This is a genomic window from Leptolyngbya sp. 'hensonii' (genome assembly GCF_001939115.1).
Lineage (GTDB): Bacteria > Cyanobacteriota > Cyanobacteriia.
In genome coordinates, this window is the sequence record NZ_MQTZ01000055.1 from 43,825 (window position 1) to 66,519 (window position 22,695).

19 protein-coding genes and 1 pseudogene are annotated in these 22,695 nt (G+C 47.0%); 12 read left to right on the plus strand and 8 right to left on the minus strand.

Going from position 1 to position 22,695, the window contains the following annotated elements:
- Nucleotides 1–294: 294 nt before the first annotated feature.
- The 4 genes from drmA to BST81_RS23720 all read left to right on the plus strand — a co-directional run bounded on the left by drmA (nt 295) and on the right by BST81_RS23720 (nt 10,772).
- Nucleotides 295–3,690, plus strand: a complete 3,396-nt coding sequence (gene drmA / locus BST81_RS23705) for a DISARM system helicase DrmA (RefSeq protein WP_075601000.1) — start codon at nt 295–297, stop codon at nt 3,688–3,690.
- Entirely contained in the window at nt 3,687–5,573 is a 1,887-nt protein-coding gene (locus tag BST81_RS23710; protein ID WP_075601001.1) for a DUF1998 domain-containing protein, read from the plus strand. Before drmA ends, BST81_RS23710 begins: the two co-directional genes overlap by 4 nt.
- Nucleotides 5,573–6,373 carry a DISARM system phospholipase D-like protein DrmC gene (gene drmC / locus BST81_RS23715; RefSeq protein ID WP_075601002.1) on the plus strand — a complete coding sequence of 267 codons (801 nt, stop codon included), beginning with the start codon at nt 5,573–5,575 and terminating at the stop codon, nt 6,371–6,373. Before BST81_RS23710 ends, drmC begins: the two co-directional genes overlap by 1 nt.
- Nucleotides 6,374–6,434: 61 nt before the next feature.
- The gene (locus tag BST81_RS23720; RefSeq protein WP_075601003.1) at nt 6,435–10,772 is read left to right on the plus strand and encodes a hypothetical protein; all 4,338 of its coding nucleotides are present in this window, start codon (nt 6,435–6,437) and stop codon (nt 10,770–10,772) included.
- Between the two features lie 62 nt (nt 10,773–10,834).
- Here the strand turns inward: BST81_RS23720 and BST81_RS23725 are convergent, their stop codons facing one another.
- Both BST81_RS23725 and BST81_RS23730 read right to left on the minus strand, forming a co-directional pair.
- Complete coding sequence (locus BST81_RS23725; RefSeq protein ID WP_075601004.1) at nt 10,835–11,407, minus strand: ImmA/IrrE family metallo-endopeptidase; 573 nt, start codon at nt 11,405–11,407, stop codon at nt 10,835–10,837.
- Nucleotides 11,407–11,769: a helix-turn-helix domain-containing protein gene (locus BST81_RS23730; RefSeq protein WP_075601005.1), complete on the minus strand. Its 363-nt coding sequence runs from the start codon at nt 11,767–11,769 to the stop codon at nt 11,407–11,409. Before BST81_RS23730 ends, BST81_RS23725 begins: the two co-directional genes overlap by 1 nt.
- Before the next feature lie 106 nt (nt 11,770–11,875).
- Between BST81_RS23730 and BST81_RS23735 the strand changes: the two genes are divergently transcribed.
- From BST81_RS23735 to BST81_RS23755, 5 genes are read left to right on the plus strand one after another with little or no spacing between them, the layout of a single operon-like run.
- The gene (locus BST81_RS23735) at nt 11,876–12,331 is read left to right on the plus strand and encodes a multiubiquitin domain-containing protein (protein ID WP_083637047.1); all 456 of its coding nucleotides are present in this window, start codon (nt 11,876–11,878) and stop codon (nt 12,329–12,331) included.
- Nucleotides 12,332–12,334: 3 nt separating this feature from the next.
- Complete coding sequence (locus tag BST81_RS23740) at nt 12,335–12,715, plus strand: E2/UBC family protein (protein ID WP_075601006.1); 381 nt, start codon at nt 12,335–12,337, stop codon at nt 12,713–12,715.
- Nucleotides 12,716–12,729: 14 nt separating this feature from the next.
- The gene (locus BST81_RS23745) at nt 12,730–14,127 is read left to right on the plus strand and encodes a ThiF family adenylyltransferase (RefSeq protein WP_253188463.1); all 1,398 of its coding nucleotides are present in this window, start codon (nt 12,730–12,732) and stop codon (nt 14,125–14,127) included.
- Nucleotides 14,128–14,131: 4 nt separating this feature from the next.
- The gene (locus BST81_RS28995) at nt 14,132–14,491 is read left to right on the plus strand and encodes a DUF6527 family protein (protein ID WP_075601008.1); all 360 of its coding nucleotides are present in this window, start codon (nt 14,132–14,134) and stop codon (nt 14,489–14,491) included.
- Nucleotides 14,492–14,551: 60 nt separating this feature from the next.
- Nucleotides 14,552–15,562 carry a hypothetical protein gene (locus BST81_RS23755; RefSeq protein ID WP_075601009.1) on the plus strand — a complete coding sequence of 337 codons (1,011 nt, stop codon included), beginning with the start codon at nt 14,552–14,554 and terminating at the stop codon, nt 15,560–15,562.
- A 16-nt stretch (nt 15,563–15,578) separates the two neighbouring features.
- On the opposite strand, the gene BST81_RS23760 is transcribed toward BST81_RS23755, so the two are convergent.
- Complete coding sequence (locus BST81_RS23760; RefSeq protein WP_083637048.1) at nt 15,579–15,899, minus strand: hypothetical protein; 321 nt, start codon at nt 15,897–15,899, stop codon at nt 15,579–15,581.
- A gap of 476 nt (nt 15,900–16,375) precedes the next feature.
- Between BST81_RS23760 and BST81_RS23770 the strand changes: the two genes are divergently transcribed.
- Complete coding sequence (locus BST81_RS23770; RefSeq protein WP_083637049.1) at nt 16,376–17,359, plus strand: tyrosine-type recombinase/integrase; 984 nt, start codon at nt 16,376–16,378, stop codon at nt 17,357–17,359.
- 17 nt (nt 17,360–17,376) lie between these two features.
- Here BST81_RS23770 and BST81_RS23775 read toward each other — a convergent pair whose 3' ends face one another.
- Both BST81_RS23775 and BST81_RS23780 read right to left on the minus strand, forming a co-directional pair.
- A complete protein-coding gene (locus tag BST81_RS23775) occupies nt 17,377–18,345 on the minus strand; it encodes a hypothetical protein (RefSeq protein WP_171974838.1) in 969 nt (322 codons plus the stop codon).
- Nucleotides 18,320–18,544, minus strand: coding sequence for a DUF2188 domain-containing protein (locus tag BST81_RS23780; protein ID WP_075601012.1), 225 nt, complete (start codon nt 18,542–18,544; stop codon nt 18,320–18,322). The genes BST81_RS23775 and BST81_RS23780 overlap by 26 nt, the downstream gene beginning before the upstream one ends.
- Before the next feature lie 149 nt (nt 18,545–18,693).
- Between BST81_RS23780 and BST81_RS23785 the strand changes: the two genes are divergently transcribed.
- Entirely contained in the window at nt 18,694–19,929 is a 1,236-nt protein-coding gene (locus BST81_RS23785; protein WP_075601013.1) for an XRE family transcriptional regulator, read from the plus strand.
- Between the two features lie 71 nt (nt 19,930–20,000).
- Here BST81_RS23785 and BST81_RS23790 read toward each other — a convergent pair whose 3' ends face one another.
- Nucleotides 20,001–21,170, minus strand: coding sequence for a transposase (locus BST81_RS23790; protein WP_143780474.1), 1,170 nt, complete (start codon nt 21,168–21,170; stop codon nt 20,001–20,003).
- Nucleotides 21,171–21,254: 84 nt separating this feature from the next.
- Here BST81_RS23790 and BST81_RS23795 point away from each other — a divergent pair, with 84 nt between their 5' ends.
- A complete protein-coding gene (locus BST81_RS23795; RefSeq protein WP_216351438.1) occupies nt 21,255–21,725 on the plus strand; it encodes a hypothetical protein in 471 nt (156 codons plus the stop codon).
- Nucleotides 21,726–21,794: 69 nt separating this feature from the next.
- Here BST81_RS23795 and BST81_RS23800 read toward each other — a convergent pair whose 3' ends face one another.
- A complete protein-coding gene (locus tag BST81_RS23800) occupies nt 21,795–22,058 on the minus strand; it encodes a hypothetical protein (protein WP_075601015.1) in 264 nt (87 codons plus the stop codon).
- A 372-nt stretch (nt 22,059–22,430) separates the two neighbouring features.
- Nucleotides 22,431–22,695, minus strand: a pseudogene (locus BST81_RS23810) (ISKra4 family transposase); the annotation flags it as partial.

Consider the following 22,695-nt stretch of genomic DNA (forward strand, 5'->3'; position numbering starts at 1 on the left):
CTGATTGCAGGCAAAGCAGCTTAGTTTCCCGGTCTGAAATTTTTTTCCGACTCACGAGGCATCCTACCTGGAATTGAGTTAAGAAAGAGTAGCTGAAATTAGGCTCTGGAAAATCCCGCAATTCACCCGTATATATGTATTATTTTGGCTCATATGACCTGATTCTGCTGTCTGGTTAGGAATGAGGCAATTAAAATTCTTTATTAGGTGCTTTTGTAAGGATAGGGAGCAAAATTGGGGTTTTCATTAGTACCATACTAACTGGTCATTTTTGTCAATAGGGAGAGCTTGCTTGTGATCACATCCGCTGAAATCCGCACGAAACTCGTTGATGCTCTCCAATTAGATCTGGTCGGGCCAACTCCAGATGATGGAGAGCACGCACACGAGGTGCTGATTCAGGCCCCCTCAAAGTGGTACTTATGTGGTTTTCTTGCCCCCTTCGGTGCAGCTATTGACCTGAAATCAGATGAGACCGTAGACGAAGAGCTGGATCAACAAGCCGGAAATGCTGCGAGTGAAGATGCGGCTGTGCCAGAAGCAGCGGCTGCACGTAAGGTGCCATTCCCGTCCTCAATGGGGTTGAGCTTCCTGGTGTCGGAACAAGTCACCGAACTGAAGGCGACTGTCTGTTGGGGTGATTATCTACCGATCGACCTCGAAGAGGAGGAAACCCAGGAAGAAGAAGAGGAGCGGCGCAAGCAAATCGGCTGGCAGCGTGTCCCTCAAAAAGCAGAGCTAACGGTGCCACTCTCAGTAACGTCTCAACCAAAGCATATCGACGTGCCGGGTGGCAGTGGTCTCACCTTGGTCATCGCCAATCGCCCGGTGCGATCGCACCGCTTTGCTGAAGGAACCCGTTCGGTTTCGGTTTTCCTTGTGAACTATCGCGCCAGTTCAATGGATCGCGATCGGGATACGACCTTTGCCTTTCAAACCAGTCTGTCCCTGGAATGTACTGAAGGCTTTATTCCTCGCTCTGACCCACGGGGCGGTGAAAGCATCGATTGGGATGAAGCAGTCGCCAGTGTGCAATATCGCGACGAATATGAGTTTGCGGTTGGGCATAACGTCTCTGTCATTGCTAAGTCGGAGGGCAAAAGCTGTACGAAAATCTGCACCAACTGGATTCCAACGGCTGAGGTCGCACGAGTAGCACCCGCTTATATTCCAGGGATTGAGCTAAGCATGGAGGCTTTGGCAAGTGCTAACGATGCGGTCACGCTCCGACAAATGGTTGGGCCAATGGTCACAGCCTACGAGTCCTGGATAACGAAGCAAGGTAAAACTCCTTTACAAGGGCACGCTGCGCAGGTGAGCCAGAAGTTGCTCCAGAATGCTGATCGAGCGCGACAACGAATTGCGGCTGGGTTAACAGCCCTCGACGATCCAGATGTGCTGGACGCTTTTCGGCTCATGAATCGCGTGATCGCAACTGCCCGACGGCAGCAACTCAGCCAGGAGGAAGGAAAACCTGCGGCTGAGTTCGAGCCACCATCATGGCGACCTTTTCAGATTGCCTTCATCCTGCTCAATCTGGTGAGTATTGCTGAGCCAGAGCATCCTGATCGGGAAGTTGTCGATCTTCTCTTTTTTCCGACAGGTGGTGGAAAAACGGAAGCCTACTTGGGACTCGCAGCTTTTGCGTTGGTACTGCGACGATTGAGGAATCCTGGTATTCAAGCGGCTGGTGTCAGTGTGCTGATGCGTTATACCTTGCGACTGCTCACCCTCGATCAGTTAGAACGGGCTTCACGGTTGATTTGTGCCTTGGAGCTAGAACGGCAACAGGATAAACGACTGGGGACATGGCCGTTTGAGATTGGGCTATGGGTGGGGCAGAGCGCAACTCCAAACCGGATGGGGAAAAAAGGCGACAAGAATGACGAATATTCTGCCCGTGCCAGAACCTTGGCATTCCAACGAGATGATCGCAGTAAACCCTCTCCCATCCCCCTTGAAAAATGTCCCTGGTGTGGTGAGAAATTTAAGGCAGTCTCCTTTCAATTACTGCCAGATTCTGATGCTCCCAAAGACTTACGAGTGATCTGTAGCAATCGTCGGTGTTCATTCCGAGGGGATAACCCGCTGCCGATTATTGCAGTGGATGAACCCATTTACCGTAGGCTTCCCTGCTTCATCATTGCGACTGTTGATAAATTTGCTAACCTTCCGTGGGTGGGGCAGACAGGAGCATTGTTTGGTAAAGTGACTCACCACAGTGAAAAGGAAGGTTTCTATGGCCCTGCTGATCCGACCAAAGTGGGTAAACCTTTACCGGGACATCTACCACCCCCTGATTTAGTCATTCAGGATGAGTTGCATCTAATCTCTGGTCCTCTCGGTACGATGGTGGGTCTTTATGAAACGGCAATCGATCGTTTGTGCTGTGTCCAGAAAAACGGAAAAGCCATCCGCCCAAAAGTGATTGCCTCTACTGCCACTGTGCGACGAGCCGATCGCCAGATTCAAGCCCTCTTTGGTCGCAGCCATGTGGATATTTTTCCGCCTCCTGGTCCCGATCGCCACGATTCCTTCTTTGCAGAAACCATCTCTACAGACAAATCTCCAGGTCGGCTATACATAGGGGTTGCAGCTCAAGGGCGAAGTTTGAAAGTCGTCCTCTTGAGGGCTTACCTTGCCCTGCTTGCTGCGGCTTGCAAGGAATGGGAGGACGTAGGAGGAGCCAAAGCGTCACCCAATCCAGCCGATCCCTACATGACTCTGTTGGGCTACTTCAACTCTCTACGTGAACTGGGTGGTAGTCGCCGCATTATCGAAGATGAGGTCAACTCCCGCTTAATTAAATACGGAGAACGACGACTGCGATACGGTGAGGAGTCTGGCCCTTTCGCTAATCGTAAGATTGATGATGAACCGGAGGAACTCACCTCGCGTGTGAGTACTAATAAAGTGGCAAACACCAAGCGTCGTCTTGCACTGCCGTTTACTGAGACGGAGCGAGTGGATGTCGCACTAGCCACCAATATGATTTCGGTGGGTCTGGACATCGTTCGTCTGGGATTGATGGTGGTGTTAGGCCAGCCGAAGACGGCAGCGGAGTACATCCAGACGACCAGTCGGGTTGGACGGGATTCAAATCGACCAGGCTTAGTGGTCACGCTCCTGAATATTCATCGACCCCGCGATCGCTCCCACTACGAACGATTCCAGAGTTGGCACGCCAGTTTCTACCGAGCCGTTGAAGCAACGAGTGTCACTCCCTTTTCACCCCGTGCCCTCGATCGTGGACTTGCAGGAGTGACCGTTGCGTTGGCACGCATGAGCATTGACGAGATGCCCCCACCGTTGGGAGCCTCTCAGGTTGAGCAGAACCGTTCAGCGCTCGAAGCGGTAGTGAATACCATTGCACACCGAGCTGAAGGCCATAATCCTGATCTTTTAGCCGATGCAGCGGAAACTTTACGCCAGGAAGTCCGATCACAGGTTATCGATTTATTAGATACCTGGGAGCGCATTAGCGATCGCGAGAAGCGCATTCAGTACAACAAGCAGGAAGTTGACCTTGCTGCCCCACTGCTTTTGGATGCCTTTGACCCAAAAGCGGATGAAGCTCCTGAAGAGCAGCAAAAGTTTAAGACGCAGCGGAGTTTGCGAGATGTAGAACCCACAGTCAATGTATGGGTTCGTGATCCGGCAGGACAAGAGATCGATGGAGAGTCAATATGAAGTCAAAGAGAAAGCCCACCCCTGCTGGAGAACTTCGGCAAAGCCAATTATTAAACACGTTTGGCCCAGGCTCAATGGTCGATCTCCCTGACCATTCCGTGGTCATTGCAGGACTGAACTATTGGAAAGGCGAACGAAAGGTGATTCGGGAAGATCGTCTTAGAAGCAAAGTCGCAAAGATCCTGGAAGTTGAGGATATTAAGTTCTACACACCGCCTAGACAAGCTGAAGATGCCAATGCTCCGCTCTCCGGTATCGATGCGTTCATCTTTCCCACCTGGTTCTTGGCTCAGATTGATCGCACGGTAAAAGTCAAAGGTAAGGAATATCGAACTCGCCCTTTTCTAACATGGAATGCGGTGAAAGGAGGCGCAAAGTTTGAAGGCAGTAAGGTGACAGCCGTTCCAGTCCGATTCGTTCAGGCATGTGTGAATGGGCATTTAGACGACATCGACTGGTATGCCTTCGTTCATGAAGACTTCAGGACAACTTGTCGAGGCCAACTATGGCTAGATGAGGGTGGCTCAGGCAACGATTTTGAGGAGATTTTTGTTCGTTGCGAAGCCTGTAACGCTCGTCGTCCATTGGCAACAGCAAAAGTTAAAGACTCAAAGGTCTTAGGCCCCTGCAAAGGTAAACGACCCTGGTTAGGATATGGGGCACAGGAACCTTGTGTGGCTCATAAGATTGATGATGCTGGCAATATTGTTACTACCGATAAGCCAGAATACAATCGGCTGCTTGTTCGTTCTGCCAGTAACGCCTATTTCAGTCAAACCCTCAGCGTTATTTCGCTTCCTGATCCAGATGCAGCACTCAAGAAAGCTCTCGATAAATTCTATGAGGGAGAGCTTGAGCATGTTCCTAATCTCGATATTCTCAAATATGAATTTACAAAAGATCGTTATAGTGAGCTATCAAGATTTGGAGCCGCAGTTGTTTGGGCTGAAATAGAGCGGCGCAAGAGTGGGCAAGCAGCACCAGATAAAAGCATCAAACAAGTTGAACTAGAAGCATTGCTTGCTTGCCCAGAGGAGATGGGGAAAGAGGCACTCAGTATGAGCAGCGACTTTGATGCTCGTGCTCGAAAGCTTGATGGTCTTGACCAAAAGTGGAAACCTTTTATTGATCGCGTTGTCCTGGTTCACCGTTTACGTGAAGTGATAGCCCAGGTTGGCTTTACCCGATTTGAGGCATCAATGCCAAATATTGAAGGGGAATTGGACGACCTAGCGATTAACGTTAGACGAGCTGCTCTTGATTTTGAATCGTACTGGGTTCCTGCTGTTGAGAATAAAGGCGAGGGTGTATTTATCTCTTTCCCCAAGTCACGAGTTGAAGAGTGGGTAAAGCGATCGGCTGTTAAAGCACGAGGAAAAAGTCTTGAAGAAGGTTTTCTCAAATGGCTTGATAGCAGGGGGATTCCAAGAGATAAGGGGCGGTTTCCAGGTATTCCTTACATCATGCTGCATTCTTTATCGCACCTCTTGATTACCGCAGTTTCACTAGAGTGTGGCTATGCAGCCAGCGCAATTCGTGAACGTATCTATGCGAATGAAACAGGTTATGGAATTTTGCTCTATACCGGAACTTCTGGTTCTGAAGGAACTTTAGGTGGACTCGTTCAGGTTGGGAGACGCATTGAGCAACACCTTTCAAGAGCATTAGAACTAGGAAGGCTTTGCTCAAACGATCCGGTCTGCGCTCAACACGAACCAACCAATCCACAGGAAGACCGCTTCCTTCATGGCTCAGCGTGTCATGGCTGTTTACTCATTGCTGAAACCTCTTGTGAACGTCGCAACGAATTTCTTGATCGGGCACTTGTTGTTAATACGGTTGAAGAACTCGGAGCCGAATTTTTCCCAGATGATGTCTTCTAATGTCTCCTTTCCATCAGTTGAGCCGTCCCGCCTTAATCAACATAGCGACAGCCCTCGAATCAGGAAGGTTGTCTGCTCCATTTCATTCCGTCAATGTGGCAACCTATGTTCCGTCAGCAATATCTCAGAATATCGCTGATGAATTGCAGCGGCTCTACTCATCAGGAATGGCTGAGAGACATATTGCTTATACATTACGGCTGCTGGCAGAAGAGAGAGAGTCATCTCAAAATACCAAAGACCGCGTTAATTTAGTTTGGACTGGTCATGAGCTAACTGGAGCTGAATCGAGAGACACATCAGTAGTTGTGCGAGAACTTTTCAGCTCAGCTCAACAGAGCGTACTAATTTCAAGCTATGCGATCGACAGAGGTAAGAAGGCACAAGAACTATTTGAAGTGCTTTCATCTCGTATGGATTCAAATCCAAGCTTACAGGTCAGAATGTTTCTCAATGTGCAGCGGCCATATAAAAGTGATACCTCTGAGGTTTTCTTATTGAAGGAATTTTCCAAGGAATTTCGGAATGATATCTGGCTGGGGCAGCGCATCCCAGAGGTGTTTTACTATCCGCGATCGCTTTCAAAGGAAGCTGGCCCCAAAGCCTGTCTTCATGCAAAGTGCATCGTTGTTGATGATGAGCGATTACTAATCACCTCCGCTAATTTTACAGAGGCCGCACATGAAAGAAATCTTGAAGCAGGTGTTCTAATGATTGATTCTGTAGCAGCACGAGCAATACGGAGTCAGTTTGAAATGCTTGTTACAAAAGATATTCTCAGGCGTATTCCAGGATTATAGAAAAAATACCAAGAAATTCCCCACTAGAGAAAGATACTTATACTACAAATCAAAACTGTTTATGCCAGAAATCAACTTTCAACAAATTCGCCCTTTCAATGGTGGAGTACGAGAGGCATTTGAAGAACTTTGTTGCCAAATATTTCGTCGTCTAACCACCCCAGAAGTTGAACCTAACAGCGCATATCAACGTTTTCGAGGAGCAGGAGGGGATGGCGGTGTTGAAGCTCTTTGGATTTCACCGAATGGAGAGAAATGGGGGCTTCAGGCAAAATACTTTGATGGTCTTGGTGACTCTCAATTTGCACAAATGACTGAATCCTTACAGCAGGCTACGGGTAATCATCCTGAACTTAGGAGGTATACATTTTGTATCCCATTTAACCCTACAGGCCCTACAGCAAGGGGTCGCCGTGGTAGAAGTCAAAGTGAAAAGCTTTGTGATTGGATTCAAAATGCTCGACAAGAGCTTCAAACTAACGGTCTTGATATCGTCATTGAAGTCTGGACAGAAAGCGTCCTATGCGATCGATTACTTGCTGTTGATATAAATGGGGGATTACGTCGCTATTGGTTTGATAGCAATGTTATGGGTTGGGATTGGTTTGGTGCTAGGCTCGACGAAGCTAAAGTTCAAGCAGGAAGACGCTACACTCCTAGACTTTCGGTTGATGTACCTGCATTTGCTGCCTTAGAAGCATTTTCTTGTACTGACAAGTGGCGAAAGCGCACTGAGATTCTCCTTGCTTCTCTTCGTAAAACTATTAGTTCCTGGCATCAAGATATAAGTACTTCCAGTTCTTTACCAGAGGATGGTCAAGATTTAGCCGCATCTATTTCTAATCAACTTAGTCAATTAGAAATAGAACTCAGAGAGGCATCTTCCTGGGACCAACACCTAAATTTAGAAGCTGTTAGTTCTCATGTTGAGCATTTACTTCAAGAAAGCCAGCAGGCAGAACAAATCTTTCTAGATGATCTAATAGCGAATCATGGTGATAATGCTGATACACCTGGATTTCGCCAATTTGAAGCGGAATATAATGTACATTTTCCTGCTGCAAAACTCGATACATCGAGAGAACTAGTAACCGTACTCAGGAAACTAGAAGAGTGGCTGGAAAGTTCTGATGCACGACTGCCTCGGAGCAAAGTGATGCTTCTTCGGGGACCAGCAGGAGTGGGAAAAACACATGCAATTATCGATCATGCTCTTCATCGGTATGCAGATGGACAACTCTGCCTTGTGTTTTACGGTGAAGACTTTGCTGGTGGAGAACCTTGGGAGGTGATGGTACGAAAGTTGGGGCTTCCAGGGGATGTTGGTCGTGATGAGTTCTGGAGCATGATTGATACGATTGGCGAATCGGCTGGAATTCCAGCTCTGATTTGTATTGATGCTCTCAATGAATCACAAGATAGAAGTCGCTGGAAACAAGCATGGTTACCTACTCTTCGTCAGCAGATCACTCAATTTCCTTGGCTAAAGCTCTGCATATCTTGTCGAGATACTTACCTAGATGAAGTGATTGAAGATGAAAGTGAGATCCCTTACTTTGAGCATAACGGTTTTGTCGGGAGAGAGTTTGAGGCAATACAGAAGTTTTTTGAGTTTTATCAACTAGAACCTCCAGCTACACCACTACTGCAACGAGAGTTTGCGAATCCACTTTTTCTACATCTTGTTTGTATTGGACTACAGGATGAAGGGCTTGCATCCTTGCCTTTAGGGTCTCTTGGATTCACGGATATTCTTAGGCTTATTCTTGACAGTAAAAATAAGAGTGCTGCTCAAGTGTGTCGATATGACTTCAGGGACAACAAAGTCTATTCGGCTGTCAAGGCACTTGCACAAGAGATGTCCCAACGTAGAACACGAATTCTTCCGCGTGAGATTGCTCAAGATATAGTTGGCAGAATATTTTCAACTGATGATCATAATCGTTCACTTTTTCTGCAATTAGAGAAGGAAGGACTTATTTCCTTTCTATTTCGGAAAGAAAGACCTCTTGCTCCTAGACAGTGGTTTTGTAGATTCACTTTTGAGCGCATCGGTGACTTTTTGATTGCTCTCTCAGTGATTAATGAAATTGACACCAGAATTCACACAATTTCACAATCGCAAGAATTGCAGCCGCAGACAAACATCATCAGTTTCATTAGAGAGTCTATATTAGAGTACTCTAACGGAACTGCTCGTGCCAACTCAACTCAACCAACTTCTGACAACACTGAAGAACTGCTAAAAAATAGGGGTGTACTCGAAGCCTTATCCATCATTTTGCCTGAAAGATTTCACGTAGAACTGGCTGATGTGCTTGATACTGTAAATCGAGTTCAGGTTCTTCTACCGATTATATTTTCAGGATTTGAGTGGCGTTCACCGAGTAGTTTTTCTCGCCACACTGAGCTTTTAGTTTATGAGGGTTTACGCAATAGCCAAATAGCATTCAATGTCATGAGTGCTTTATTTGGCATGGTTCCAGTTCCTAACCATCCATTGAATGCTGGATTTATAGACAGGCTGAACTGGGACGCTGATCTAACAACAAGGGATCCATTTTGGAGTTTCACTCTGCACAAGGACTTTGAGGAGAAAGGCAGAGCAAGGCAGTTAATTGAGTGGTCACTGAAAGCAGATCTTACTGCTTTCAGTGAAGAAACTGCACGGCTATGGTCATTGTTTCTGGCATGGTGTTGTGCATCTTCAGACAGAAGGGTGCGCGATCGTGCTAGCAAAGGATTAACGCGATTCTTTCTGATACAACCTACAATCATTAAGCCAATTATTTTGCATTTTGCCGAAGTTGATGACGACTACATATTGGAACGTGTAAGCCTCGCAGCTTATAGTACTCTTTTACATCTCAAAGATGATCATTTTACTAAGGATACTGCTGAGGCCATCTATACCGAGTTCTTTGCTCAGGACTCTGTTCCAGATAGCGTGTTGACCAGAGACTGGTTGAGGCTCATTGTGGAGTTAGCATATCAGCAAAATATCTTAGACCAAGCAATTAGTACCGACCGATTTAGACCACCTTATGCTAGTCACTGGCCTATTATGTTTCCAACAGAGGAGGATGTTAGTCACCTCGTAAATGAGGAACCTTTTAGAAGAAATATGAACCTCAGTGATTTTGCGATAGGTACAGACTTTGCTCGATATGTAGTAGAGCCTCGGATACTAAGAGCGTATGATCTTGAGTCATTAGAAATCAGCCGAGAAGATGTTTTTCGCTGGTTTATAAGGAGTGTGTCTGAGCTGGGCTATCCAGGGCAAGGGCAGCAGTGTTTTCGATATGACATGCATTTACTGAGTAAGTACGGTGGAGGACGCGCACGACCAGGCTGGGCTGAACGATTGGGCAAGAAGTATTACTGGATACTGTTGCGTCAACTGGCAGGTATTATCTCCGACCATGTACCAAGAAAAATAGAATTGTGGGGAGATGAACGAGAAACGTCTTTACCTAGAGTGCATGGAATCGATTTTAGAGATATTGATTTGACGGATCTACGCTCATTCCTCCCACAAAATCCTGAATATCTAGCGTGGTGGAAGCCAATTGCTTACGATTTTAGTGCTTTTTCTCACTTGGATCATGCAAGCTGGATATGGGATGAGAACTTCCTAAATACTATGGAGGTAATTGAGATATCTGACAATAGTAGCGACGATTGGGTTTACCTATCCTTGTATTTAAGTCTGAGGGATACACCAGAACTTAGTGCTGATGATGAGCGCTCTTATCGAAACTTTTCTATCTTACTTAAATCAGCTTTTGTGCCATATGCAGACTTGAAAAGGATACGCCGAGCAGCACGCTCTACTGATGATTTCTACAATCGTTCTCATCTTGATGAGCCACATGATTATCGATTGCTCATCGGTGAATATCCCAATACATTGGTTCTTCAACAGAGAATAGAAGTTGGTGAGATAGATCTTAGTTGCTCTGTTCCCGGAACAGACGCAGCGCAGAACACCTGCATTGAGTTACTAAGAGGAGGGGAATTTGAGTATGACTGTAGTGAGGAAGAATCAATACCAAATCTTTTAGTACCATACCCTGATCTTGTTGATTTCGGCAGATTGCAGTGGGATGGTTTGTACGGTTGGATAGATTCTGCTAGTTCTCTGCAAATAGCGACAATCAATAATGAGCAAGGTTCAGGATTACTTATTAAGAAAAATTATCTTCAGCAGTTTCTTGAAAACAGATCTCTTGCACTCATATATGTTGGTTTGCAGCGCAAATATTTTGTTAATGGTTTTAGACAAGGCCCAGGCTCACATGAATTAAGAAGTATTTATGAGCTAAACGGGAATCAGATTCGAGCACTATCACAGTCGGCCCAACAATATCGCAATAGCCAGGGAGATATAGAAAGCTAACCGACTAATCAACAACCTACAAGCTTCTGACTTCTCGAAGCGCAAATCCTAAGCTTGGTCGTTCATCTTGGAAAGCGGCTACTTCTTTGAGCTACACGCCTCTTAGCCCCCGTGACATTAATCCGCATGACGATCACATCCTTCGTTGCTCCATAAAAATCAACTGCCTCATCCATGCTCATTTTTGTCTTCACAATATGGAGCGCGGCTTCTTCAGAAATAAGCAGTGCTGGCCCCAGCCAGTTAGCTTCATCCTCCTGTTCCTTATTGAAATGACGGCACCCGTTCTTATCCAGGACAGGCATAGGCATATGTCCGAGAATGCCGTGGCCCAGCTCATGGGCAATATTTGAAGCTTGCCGACGAGGGTGATGCGAATCGTTATGGATAATCCGCCGTCGATAACCGTCGCAGATAGTAATTGCTGAAAAACTCTGCGAGTCATGGTTCATGTAGTACTGAACAGCCTCTGGGATCTCTCCCACATATGAGGACAAGGGATCGACCGGGATTTCAAGATGAGCAGCTAATTTCCAGGGACAAAGTGGTGCATGAGGACTCAGCCCCAGATCAGCTCTAAATTCCCGTGCATAGTTGTTAGCTTCGGTCTTAAAACCACGACGGAACTCACCCATCAATCTTCCCGATCCTTGCGTAGACGTTCATATCCAGCTTTGACAATGGCTTCGAGTGCTGCTGCTCCTTCCGGTGTGAGGTGAGGGTCTGCCCGTAAGTACGCCGTGATCTGGGCGAGTGGGTCAGACTCTACTTGAATCTCTTCACTACCTTGAACGAAAAATTCAGCCTTAAGACCTGACCATGCTAGCAACGCAGCGAGGCTATCGACATCAGGTCTTCTCCCTTGTGCCATGCGGGTTAATGTTGATGCGCTAACTCCAGACTGCTCAGCAACTTGCTTCCACGCCAATTTCTTCGACTGACGTTGACTGTCTAGTGCCGCATAAAAGGACTCCACGTTGAATTCGACCTTTCCCATCTCGCCTCCCGGTTGCTCACTTGCAATTCTAAATCACATGTGCAATAAATAAAAGTGATTGCACTATAGCAATCAAAGTTCACTCTCGCAATCGGAGAATTGCATTATGGTTACATCACAGAATTACCGGGTTAAAGTCGATGAGAACACCTACTCCGTCTCAGATCCAGTTATCACAGGACTTCAACTGCTGGACACGGCTGGTAAGAGACCATCAGATGAGTTCCTCATTTTCTATCTGCTGCCGGACGGTCAGCTTGAGGAAATCCGTTTGGATGAGACCGTTGACCTGAGACAGCGCGGTGTGGAGCGTTTCATCACTTGGCGCAGCGATCGCTCGTTCCGCTTTGTAATTGACGGTCGCCGTTTTGAGTGGGGCGCACCTCTCATCACAGGGCTGAAGCTTAAACAGCTCGCAGGGGTTGACCCTCAAACGTATGGAGTCTGGCTAGAAGTCAGAGGAGGGGAAGACCGTCCGGTAGAAAATACCGAGACAGTTGACCTTACAGCTCCAGGGGTCGAGCGATTCTTCACTGGTAAGAAAACCACGACGGAGGGGTAGACCATGCCTTTTTTGCCTTCCCGCGATCGGGAATATTTGGAAAGCAAGGGGTTTGTCTACCAAGAAATCGTCGATGGAAGCCAGAAGGGGCTKATTTTCCCTGCCTTTAGGCTTCCAGCCAACAAGTACGACGTGCTCCAAGCTGATGTGTTGATTCTGCTCCCAGCAGGCTACCCAGATACACCACCGGATATGTTCTACCTGCAACCTTGGGTCAAGCTTGCTGCCCAGAGTCGGTATCCAAAAGCCGCTGACCAGCGCTTTGCGTTCAATGGAGCATCGTGGCAGCGTTGGTCACGTCATAACAATGAGTGGCGATCTGGGGTTGATGGTATCTGGACAATGCTGAAGCGCGTGGAACATGCAYTGGAGGTGGCTGCATGACCAACTTCGTAACTTTGACGTTGCAGGAACGCCACCTTCAAGAGCTAAAAGCCAAACTTTTTCATGACGATGGCCGAGAGCGAGCYGCTTATCTACTCTGCGGTGAAGGCTTCATCGAGTCTGATCCGTGGACTAACCTRCCTCGCCAAAAGTACCTGTCCTATGATGTGTTGCCTATTCCAGACGAGGAGATYGTTTCCCAYTCGTCACAGCACATCACCTGGRAAACAGATTCCTTTGTTCGTGCCTTAAAGCTTGCTCAGACCAAAGGGATGACTGTTGCAATCGTCCACAGTCATCCTGGTGGATTAGAAGCCTTTTCTGATCAGGATGATCGCAATGAACCCGATCTGGTGCAGTTAGCTCACAACCGAAACGGAGAAAAGACGAGGCTTTTGAGCCTCGTTTTGACGTTAGAGGGGAATGTGATTGGGCGATGCTGGAGGAATCCCAAAGAGTATGAGCCGTTGAATCTCATCTCTTCTATTGGCGATCGAATTCAGCTTTATTATCCAGGGCGCGGGGAGGGGGTATCATCACCTGTCTTCCACCGACAATCACTTGCTTTCGGCAAAGCCTTGACTCAAGACTTGTCCATGTTGCGGGTAGGTGTTGTTGGGTGTGGTGGCACGGGCAGCGCAGTAGCCATGCTGCTACCGAAGCTAGGAGTTCGGCGAATTGTCCTGCTTGACAAAGATGTAGTTGAGGAAACGAATCTGAATCGGCTGCATGGTGCAACGTGGACTGATGCTCAGGAGCAATGCCCAAAAGTTGAAGTTGTTGCGCGATCGCTAGCAGCTTTGGGCATTGGTGTTGAGGTAAGAACCCACCAGACCTGGATAGGTGATCCAGCGTGCCGAGATGCTCTGAAATCTTGTGATGTTGTATTTAGCTGCACGGATGACCATGCTGGCCGCTTATTCTTAAACCGTTTTGCCTACTACTACCTCACCCCCGTCTTTGATATGGGATTAGCGATCGAGGTTTCCAATTCAGAACCTCCAGAGATCCAGGCTTTAGATGGCAGAGTTACAACACTTGTACCCAGCTACACCTGCTTACTCTGCCGTGAAGTGATCGATCCAATCATCGCCCGTGATGAGGCACTCAAACGGGAACAACCCGAAGAATATGAAAGGCGGAAGGCAGAAGCGTATGTCTTCGGTGAAGGCAACCCAAGTCCAGCCGTGGTTCTTTTCACAACTGATGTAGCAATCATGGCACTAGAGGAATTRGTTCACCGCATTCAAGGATTTCGCGGTGAGGATGGAACCGTAGCTCAACGAGTCAGRAAATATCACCTTCTGACTGATCGAAARCAAGGAGCGCGATCAAAGGAACATTGCCCTGTATGCARCAACRGTGAGTGTTGGGGAAGGGGAGATATCGAGCCATTTCTTGATTTGGTATAGCMTTATGCGTGTGCATTCAATAATCCGATATTTKCTTRTTTCACTTCGGYTAATTCCAAAGCCTGATTTTGTAAGTCGGGTAGCGCCTTCTCATCCTAGCCCTGAAGAAATAGCCCTTGGTGAGATCRTAATTGTGGGAGACAGAAAATATCAGAAATGGGCTTGCTTCCGTTGCCCAGATGACTGTGGGGAAATTGTTCTTTTATCCCTCAACACCTCCCGACATCCATCTTGGCGTGTTACTGTCGATTGGCTCAGTCGTCCAACTCTGCATCCATCAGTACGACAGCTTGCTGGTTGCAAATGTCATTTTTGGGTACGAGAAGGACGCATTGATTGGTGTAGAGACTCAGGGCAAGTTTGAGCCCAGATGCAGCATGTTCTGTTACGACACTAAGACATCTTTATTCAAGGAGATTCAAGTGTGTTTGATGATGTAATTCGTAAGCTCAAGCGGCTTGAGCATGGTGTTCAAGTTTCAATTCAACTAGAGCTTGATGATAACGGTTACCTTGATCGCGTTTGCCCTTCAAACGAATGTAAAACTCATTTCAAGGTGTTCTTTCAAGACTGGCGCGATATCGTTCGTGATGAAGAAGTCTTCTGTCCTCTATGCCGTCATGATGCTAAGGCTACTGAGTGGAATACTCCCAAGCAGGACGAGTATATAAAAAATTCAGCCTATGCTTATGTGCAACAACAGCTTGGAGAGGCTTTCCAATCTGATGCGCGTAGATTTAATCGATCACAGAATCGAAACAGCTTCATTAAAATGTCGATGTCGTATAAACCAGGCTCGGTTTCGATTCCTATTCCTGCAAGTGCAACCGAGGTCATGACTCAGGAGTTTCAATGCGATGAGTGCAAGTGCCGTTATTCATCTATCGGTGCTGCTTTCTTTTGTCCCTCTTGCGGTCACAACTCAGTGCTCGAAACGTTCTCAAATTCTCTGCAAACAGTTAAGGAAACTCTTGCTGCGATTCCGGTTATTCGCACCGCATTAGAGGAATCTACCAACAAAAATGTGGCAGAAGACTCAATTCGTCATATTTGTGAAAATGGCTTAGTGAAAATCGTATCGTCGTTTCAAAGATACGCCGAAGCTTGTTTTCAAAAACTTCCAAATTCAGGATCTTTTTCTATCCGTCGTAATCTATTTCAAAGCCTTAGTGAGTCAGATGCAATTTGGCGTTCTGCAACAGGTACAGGCTACACTGACATATTAGACAGTACTGAATATCAGTCATTATTGGTTTACTTTCAGCAGCGACATGTGCTTTCTCACCTTGATGGTATTGTTGATCAACAATATATAGATCGCTCAAATGATTGTCGATTCGATGTTGGGCAAAGGTTGATTGTTACAGAATCAGGTGTTGTCCAACTGGCGACTGTAATTGAAAAACTTGCAAATGGTTTAGTGGCTTTAACATGATGCCACTGGGTGAAAATTAAGGCCACCACGGATCTCGAATCCACGCCTGAAAAGCATTTCGATGATTATCATCCCACACTGAGAAGGCTTCAATGAAATCAAATGGCCCACATTTCCAGGGACAGTTCTTCATCGTGGTGTGTCCCCATACGGAAAGCACAAACTGGGCGGTACAGCGTTCACCGTGGGAAATAGCAGTAGTTGCCCATGCATCAAGTGTATGCTGATCCCAGGGATCTGCTCCAGGAGCATTCTCTAAAGATGGAAAACTCAACGCTAATTTGCTCATCTTTTCGAGCTTGATTTTATCAGGACTAATATCGGGTATCGTAATCATTCGCAGTCCCTGGAATTGCTGAACGCGAGATGGGGAGACAGGGTGCTAAACATCTATAACTTCCTAAAGTCGAAAAATTAGCTCTCTGGGCTTGGGTCAGGCATCCTTGGTAGGTCAAAGTTGAGCAACTCGCAAAGTGAATCAAGCTTTTCCAGATCAGGCAGTGGTAACTCTCCATCGTTTGTTGCGATCGCCTGAATTTCTTCTGGTATCCGAGGGAGATTTGCCTGCATGAATCGAAGGGCCGCCAGAGTGATGTGAATATCTTGTTCAGTTAGTTGGTTGTTATTGGTAAGCATGTTTGATCACTAACCAGTCTTAAGCAACCATGCAATAGGCAAACAAGTCCAGACAATTTCATTCTTCGGAAAAAATAATGACTCCCGTGCTGAGCTTTTATATGACATAATCCCTTTTTATGTCATATATTCAAAACACGGAATATTTAATCAAATCAGCCACCTAAAGGATCGGCCATGAGCGACTCGATCGTACTCAAAAGCAATTCATCTGTACTAAGCTCTTCTGGTCATCCTGAAATTCTCCTTCCGGCGATCGTGGTCGAAGCTGGTGAAAGCACAGCGCGCCGATTCATGGAGTTCTTCCTGGTGAGCATCCGAAACAAAAACACTCGTATGGCTTATGCCCAGGCCGTCAAGCAGTTCCTCGATTGGTGTGAGGACCGAGGCTTAGAGTTCTCTGGCATCAGTGCGCTTGCGATCGCGGCTTACATTGAACGTCATCCTGGATCGGCTCCAACAATCAACCAACATCTCACGGCGATTCGTTCGATGTTCGGCTGGATGGTCACGGGTGGCATCCTCAAGGATAATCCAGCAGCCGAGGTCAAGGGACCAAAGTACCGAGTTAAGAAAGGAAAGACGCCGGTGCTCACCGATGAAGAAATGCGGGAGCTACTTGACTCTATTGATGTGTCCCACGTTGTGGGTATGCGCGATCGGGCTTTGATTGCCACGATGTTTTTCAGCTTTGCTCGGGTCAGTGCAGTTCTGGGAATGAAGGTTGAAGACTACTTTCCAAAAGGCAAACGGTACTGGCTCAGGCTGCATGAAAAAGGAGGCAAGTACCACGAGATTCCGACCCATCATAAGGCCGAGGAATATCTTGACCAGTATATGGATGAGGCGAAGCTATGGAATGAAAAAGGGACTCCCCTCTTTCGCACAACAGTTGGACGGACGCGAAAGCTTACAGAGCGAGGACTTCAGCGTCAGGAAGCCTGGGCTATGATTAAGCGGCGAGCCCTTGCAGCAGGGGTCAATACAGATGCTTGTAACCATACATTCCGTGCTTCAGGAATTACTAATTTCTTAAGAAATGGCGGTAGCAGGGACAATGCCCAGAAGATTGCAGCGCATGAAGATAGCCGGACGACGGCGTTGTACGACCGGCGAGAAGACACTATTAGCCTTGATGAAATCGAGAGAATACGGCTGTAAAATGCCTCTTCTAGGAACTATGCAGCCTCCGCACTTTTGAATAAAGAGCGAATACGTGTTTCCCAATGAGATTGGTGAACCAGTCTCGCCTTATGACGCTCTTGAGCCAGGATCTCGGCCTTAGTTAGTTTTGAAAGCTCTTTCCACTCACTTTCAAAGACGTATGTGGCATTTTCATAATGAGCACATTCGAGGACGTAAATGCCAGCCTCTGGAAACCCAAAAATTACGTACCCTGTAAAGCCACCGTGTCCTACAGCTACAAATGCTGGCTTGTAGCTATTTATCTCTTTCAATCGGTGCTCAATAACTGGCCGTGCTCCTTTTCTGCGGACATTAAGGACACGGTGAAGATGGGGCTCAAGTTTGCTCCAAGGCATCTCACCTGGAGGCAGTAATTTCCAATTTAAAGAGATGGTCGGAACGACTCCAGTTGGTAGAAGGTCCTTGGTTACAACATCGCAGAAGCCAAAAAGCTCAAGCATCAAATTGATCCCATGGCGAAGCTTGCGAGGTTTTGTGGGGGCAAAAAGAAAAGACTCTTCTGTAGCGATTGCTAGTCTTCCATCTGGAAGGACAACAACAGAAAGCTCTATTCCGGGAGGGGGAACTAGTGTTCGAGGGTAGCGATGGTAAGGTACGTCAACGAACTCAACGACTTCAATCCTATTTTTACCGTGCCACTGTTGGTAGCGCCATTCACGCTGTTTGTAACATGTCTCTTTGGGCTGGTTTCGGTGCCGAATGAAGCTTCCCTCAGCATTAAAACGTGAAATGGGGCCAAGGCGGGAGGGGAGGATCTTCTCCCCGACGCGAGGGCTTGCAGAAAATCCCACACGTTGAAGGCGTTGGCTTGTTATGTCGTCGATCGGAGCAACGAGTACAACCTCTACTCCGTGAGGAACACCAGGGAGGTTACGTTCTAGATTTAGAATTCGCTTTTTTTGGATACGCATGTGATTAACCTTGAGGAGGATAGTTGTCATTACCGTAGGAGTCCCGTTCGCGGATACGCCCGTCGCGACCGTGGATAAACAGCTCAGAACCTTGATTTCGGGCTGCTTCTCTGGCTCGCTCAATGGCTTCGGCCTGGGTGTTGTGAACCGAGGAAGCTTTTTCGCTGCCCTCAGACTTAACGGCCCATCCCTGCGGGTGCGGCACTACATGCTGGTTTTTCTTGGCCATAAGGCTCTCCTTTGAAATCAAATAGTTACGATTTAGAAGTGCTAATAAAGCACTTTCTATCTTAATTATTACATAAAAGTTCTATATCGGCAACATTCTTCTGGTCTTTTTGCCGAAAAAGTGCGATCATAGAACATAGGAGGACGGCTATGACACTTACACATGAAGCGATCGGAGAAAGGCTCAAGGAGGCGAGAAAGAACGTCCGGCTGAGCCAGGAGGAGGCAGCCCAAGCTGTTGGGCTTGATCGGACTGCCATCGTAAAAATTGAAAAAGGTGCTCGAACTGTTACTGGTGTTGAACTGCTTCTGCTAGCGCGACTTTATAGAAGAGACCCGGCTGAATTTCTAGTTGAACAACCTCTTCAAGAAGATCCCATTACTACCCTTGGTCGTATTCAAGGGAACGCTCCATTGGAATGGAGTAAGGAGGTATCTCATAACATTGAGATACTTAAGGAAGCTGTTCGGCTGCGCGAGGCATTAGGTGATCAGATTCATGCCTTTCCACCTATCTATCAGTTACCCGCTCCTAACTCTTACGAAGAGGCAATTGAACAGGGAAAGGAAATTGCTGTACTTGAGCGGAAACGTCTCAAGCTGGGATCTGGACCAATCTCTGATATTGTTAGCCTCATAGCCTCTCAAGGGATCTGGACGGCTGCTGTTCCCTTTCCTGATGATGTCTCTGGACTGTTTATTGCCCATGATAAATATGGACTAGCGATATTCATTCATGAAGGACAGGCACTGGTCAGACAGCGATTTTCCTATGCACATGAGTATGCTCATGCGCTTGTAGATCGTAATCGGAGAGAGCCTGAACCAACTTCTACTAAGAATAGGAATGACTTCATAGAAAAACGGGCGAACGCTTTTGCAAGTGAATTTTTAATTCCAGCAGCAGGAGTTTATGAAACGCTAGAACGAAAGCAAAAAGGTCGTCCAAGCCGTGCGTCTTCTTGGATTTGGGATGCAGCTACAAATGAAGCAATTCATCATGACATAAGACACGATGGAAATGCACATAAGATCAGTGTGCATGATGTTGCACTTTTAGCTCATGAATATATTGTGAGCTATGATGTTGCTGCTATACGTTTAAGAGACATTAACGCAATAAGTAAGAGCCAGCTTGATACACTGCTTGAACAAAGAGAAAAAGGAAAGCAGCTACTAAAATCTTTGAAGCTTTTCGATCTGTTTTCTGAGGAAAAAGAGGCTCAAGATGATCAACCTTATCTAATGCGTCAACTTGTTATTCTGGGAATTGAAGCATTTCGTAGAGGTAAAATATCTGCGGGACGATTTCGATCAGTATGTGAGCTTGCGGGAATTCCGTATGAGGATCTTATGCCGGTTGCTATGGCTGATATTGAGGAATAGTTGTGGGGTTGTCGTCAAAACCTTTCCTTGTTGTGGATGCTTCTCCGCTTATCCTGGTTGACTGACAAAACTCATGGAACAAAGCAGTAGGTTTTGACAGTGAATTCGCGTTTCAAGCGTTTCTTCTCCTGCTTTTTTGATGCCGAGCTAGGTTCTGGATCTGCCTTTCCACTGAGAGAAAGCGTCACGAACAAATTCCAGCCCTGATAAAGGACCCCCTTGAGCCAATTCCAGCCAATCCTGAAATAGCTGTTGCCGCGTTGCCAGTGCGGGTCCACCCAACGCCGCTTGCCCGTAGTCACCACTTGTTGTCCTTGTACCGTCAGCAAGAGCGTGGCGACCGCCATCACCAGACACAAGCGTGAGAGGGCAGGAACCGAGCGAATTTCAGAACGCTCCAATTGGAAGCCGTTGGATTTTTCGTCTAACAGTTCCTCCTCGATTTGAAAGCGCTCGCCGTATTGACGAAAGGTTTGCAAAGTTGTGGGTTGATCAGAAACGACCATCCACACCTGCTGACTCTGCACATCCCGCGCTAATGCTAGGTGCAACCCGTCCAGCCTCTGGGTTTTGGTCAACCCAACACCTTGCAGAAGAATTGCTTCCCCTAACCCCAGGGGATACTGGTTGAGTTGAATCCAACCTTTGCTGGGACGGTGAATCCAACTGTTGCTTTTGACCCGAATCCGAAAATGCCAGCCTAATTCATCCCGCAGATACCGCATCAGGTCAGTATCAGCAAAGCCTCGGTCTGCCAGAAAACAGACTGAAGTTCCCGCAGGCAAAAGCCGTGCGGCTCGCTTCAGCATCGACTGGTAGACCTCAAACTTGATACTACTGCTGTTGTGCCGCAGCACGCGAAAGACCAAGGGAACTGCTCGTCCCCGATACTGCACTGATACCCGTACCAGGCAGTACTCATCCCACAGCATCGAGGTGTCTTCAATCACGGTGATGGATGCCTCCCCCCAACGCCTCAGCGCTTGGGCAATTAAGCTACTGTACAGCCTCTGGACATTAATCCGAGGATTATGCAGCCAACGACTGAAGCGTCGTTGATAGCTTTGAGCAAACCGGGCACGACTGTTGACATAGACTCGCCATTTGCTCAAGTTGATGCACTCACTGCAAATCAGTCCGATGACCATCCAAATCAAGGTTTGGAGATGGCGTTGGTCTGCCCAAGCAGACGATTGACGCAACAGAGTTTGCAGTTGATCATGGAGACGGGAGGTTCGCATGGTTTATCTGTGGAGTGTGGTAACTGTTACAGTAAACCGAGAACGCCCTATTACCAAGGGCTGAGCCTCCCTTCCCTTCCACTTTTGTCAGTCAACCAGCCGCTTATCTCATTTCTCAAGATTGGACGATTTGATTTGTTAGAAGCAGTCGCTAAACCTCTTGCCTGCACTGATTTCGTGCGGGTAGAGGTGAATCGACCTCGTGAGGAGCTTGATAATGCACTTGCGCGTGGAGGAATTACTGAAATTCCTCTTACAGATCCTCAGCAACTACTTGAAGTAGAGAAACTGTATGAGAAAGGTCTTGGCCGAGGAGAAGCGAGTTCTATTGTCCTTGCACAACAACAAGGATATGAACTCATTCTTGATGATAAGAAGGCTAGAAAGCTTGCTGCTGCAAGAAATATAAGCCTTTATTCTACATCTGACATCATTATTCAGAATATAAAGATGGGGCAACTTACTTTGGCTGAAGCTGATAGCTTTATCACGGTGTGGCAATCAATGGGAGAATTTCCTGTTTCCTGTAAGACATTTAGAGATTTACTGTCTTAGTTCACAAGAGGAGGATGACGTGAAGCGATCGCCATCCCCCACAGATTGATGAAGTCGTCTGAAAAACCTTTAATTGCTTTCAAGTGCGATTACTGCATTAATCAGTCGAACGATGAACTGCCAACGCTGTCTTTCTGGAATCCTCCTTACATAGCTGTCCATAAGTGTTCTAASTTGTAGGTGCATAAGAAACTGCTGYTGGGCGGCACGATCRAGACCCTCCTTTTCCATCTCTTGAATAACCCAATCAGCTAATTCTTCAGCACGAGTTTCAATATCTAACCCTTCTGTAGCCGGAGATAAGTCAAACAGAGAGAGCTGAAGGGGTTCCATGCCCAAGCCCTCCATTGAGCAGTGCTACCTCTCTCAAAGGCTTTCGGCTCCGAGACTTCTGCTTTTTCCTTGGATGTTCATTCCATTGTTCCCATTTTCGGATCACCTCCTCGGCATCAATAGCAACAGTCCCGTAGAATCTCTGAAGGTCTGAGAGCCTGACTACTGCATCACCTCGCAGAGAGAAGACCTTAAGCTTGGTCGGTAGCGTGACCGGAATATTAATTTTCTTAATAACTAATGCTCCATGTAGCTCAAAAAGCTGGGCTTTCAGAATAAGCGTTGAATCTTCTGTTTCTACTGGCTCCGATACAAGTACCTCCTCTTGTCTTGATATGTCTAACCTCCGAGTGCATCCCAGTTTTGTAAGACTCATTTTGAGAATTGACCATTCAGGTAAGCACAGCGCTGCTTGAGTACTTGTGGTACGTTGTTCTTTTCCCACTGTGCTCCCGATATCTTGATGCGCTGCCCGATTTGTTTGACCGTCGATTCAATCGCACCAGAACCAATGGAGATGCCTTCGGCTTGATAATAGCCGTAGTTGACAATCCGCTGTCGATGCTTACTGAGGTAGCCAATGAAAGTCGCAACCCGCTCGTGTTTCCAATCGTCAAACTGGGCGATTGCCCCCTCG

Excerpts from the sequence above, each read along its gene's own strand:
- BST81_RS23710 (WP_075601001.1), top strand. The coding sequence starts at position 3,687 with ATGAAGTCAAAGAGAAAGCCCACCCCTGCTGGAGAACTTCGGCAAAGC.
- drmC (WP_075601002.1), top strand. The coding sequence starts at position 5,573 with ATGTCTCCTTTCCATCAGTTGAGCCGTCCCGCCTTAATCAACATAGCG.
- BST81_RS23720 (WP_075601003.1), top strand. The coding sequence starts at position 6,435 with ATGCCAGAAATCAACTTTCAACAAATTCGCCCTTTCAATGGTGGAGTA.
- BST81_RS23725 (WP_075601004.1), bottom strand. The coding sequence starts at position 11,407 with ATGGGTGAGTTCCGTCGTGGTTTTAAGACCGAAGCTAACAACTATGCA.
- BST81_RS23730 (WP_075601005.1), bottom strand. The coding sequence starts at position 11,769 with ATGGGAAAGGTCGAATTCAACGTGGAGTCCTTTTATGCGGCACTAGAC.
- BST81_RS23735 (WP_083637047.1), top strand. The coding sequence starts at position 11,876 with ATGGTTACATCACAGAATTACCGGGTTAAAGTCGATGAGAACACCTAC.
- BST81_RS23760 (WP_083637048.1), bottom strand. The coding sequence starts at position 15,899 with ATGATTACGATACCCGATATTAGTCCTGATAAAATCAAGCTCGAAAAG.
- BST81_RS23770 (WP_083637049.1), top strand. The coding sequence starts at position 16,376 with ATGAGCGACTCGATCGTACTCAAAAGCAATTCATCTGTACTAAGCTCT.
- BST81_RS23775 (WP_171974838.1), bottom strand. The coding sequence starts at position 18,345 with ATGACAACTATCCTCCTCAAGGTTAATCACATGCGTATCCAAAAAAAG.
- BST81_RS23780 (WP_075601012.1), bottom strand. The coding sequence starts at position 18,544 with ATGGCCAAGAAAAACCAGCATGTAGTGCCGCACCCGCAGGGATGGGCC.
- BST81_RS23785 (WP_075601013.1), top strand. The coding sequence starts at position 18,694 with ATGACACTTACACATGAAGCGATCGGAGAAAGGCTCAAGGAGGCGAGA.
- BST81_RS23790 (WP_143780474.1), bottom strand. The coding sequence starts at position 21,170 with ATGCGAACCTCCCGTCTCCATGATCAACTGCAAACTCTGTTGCGTCAA.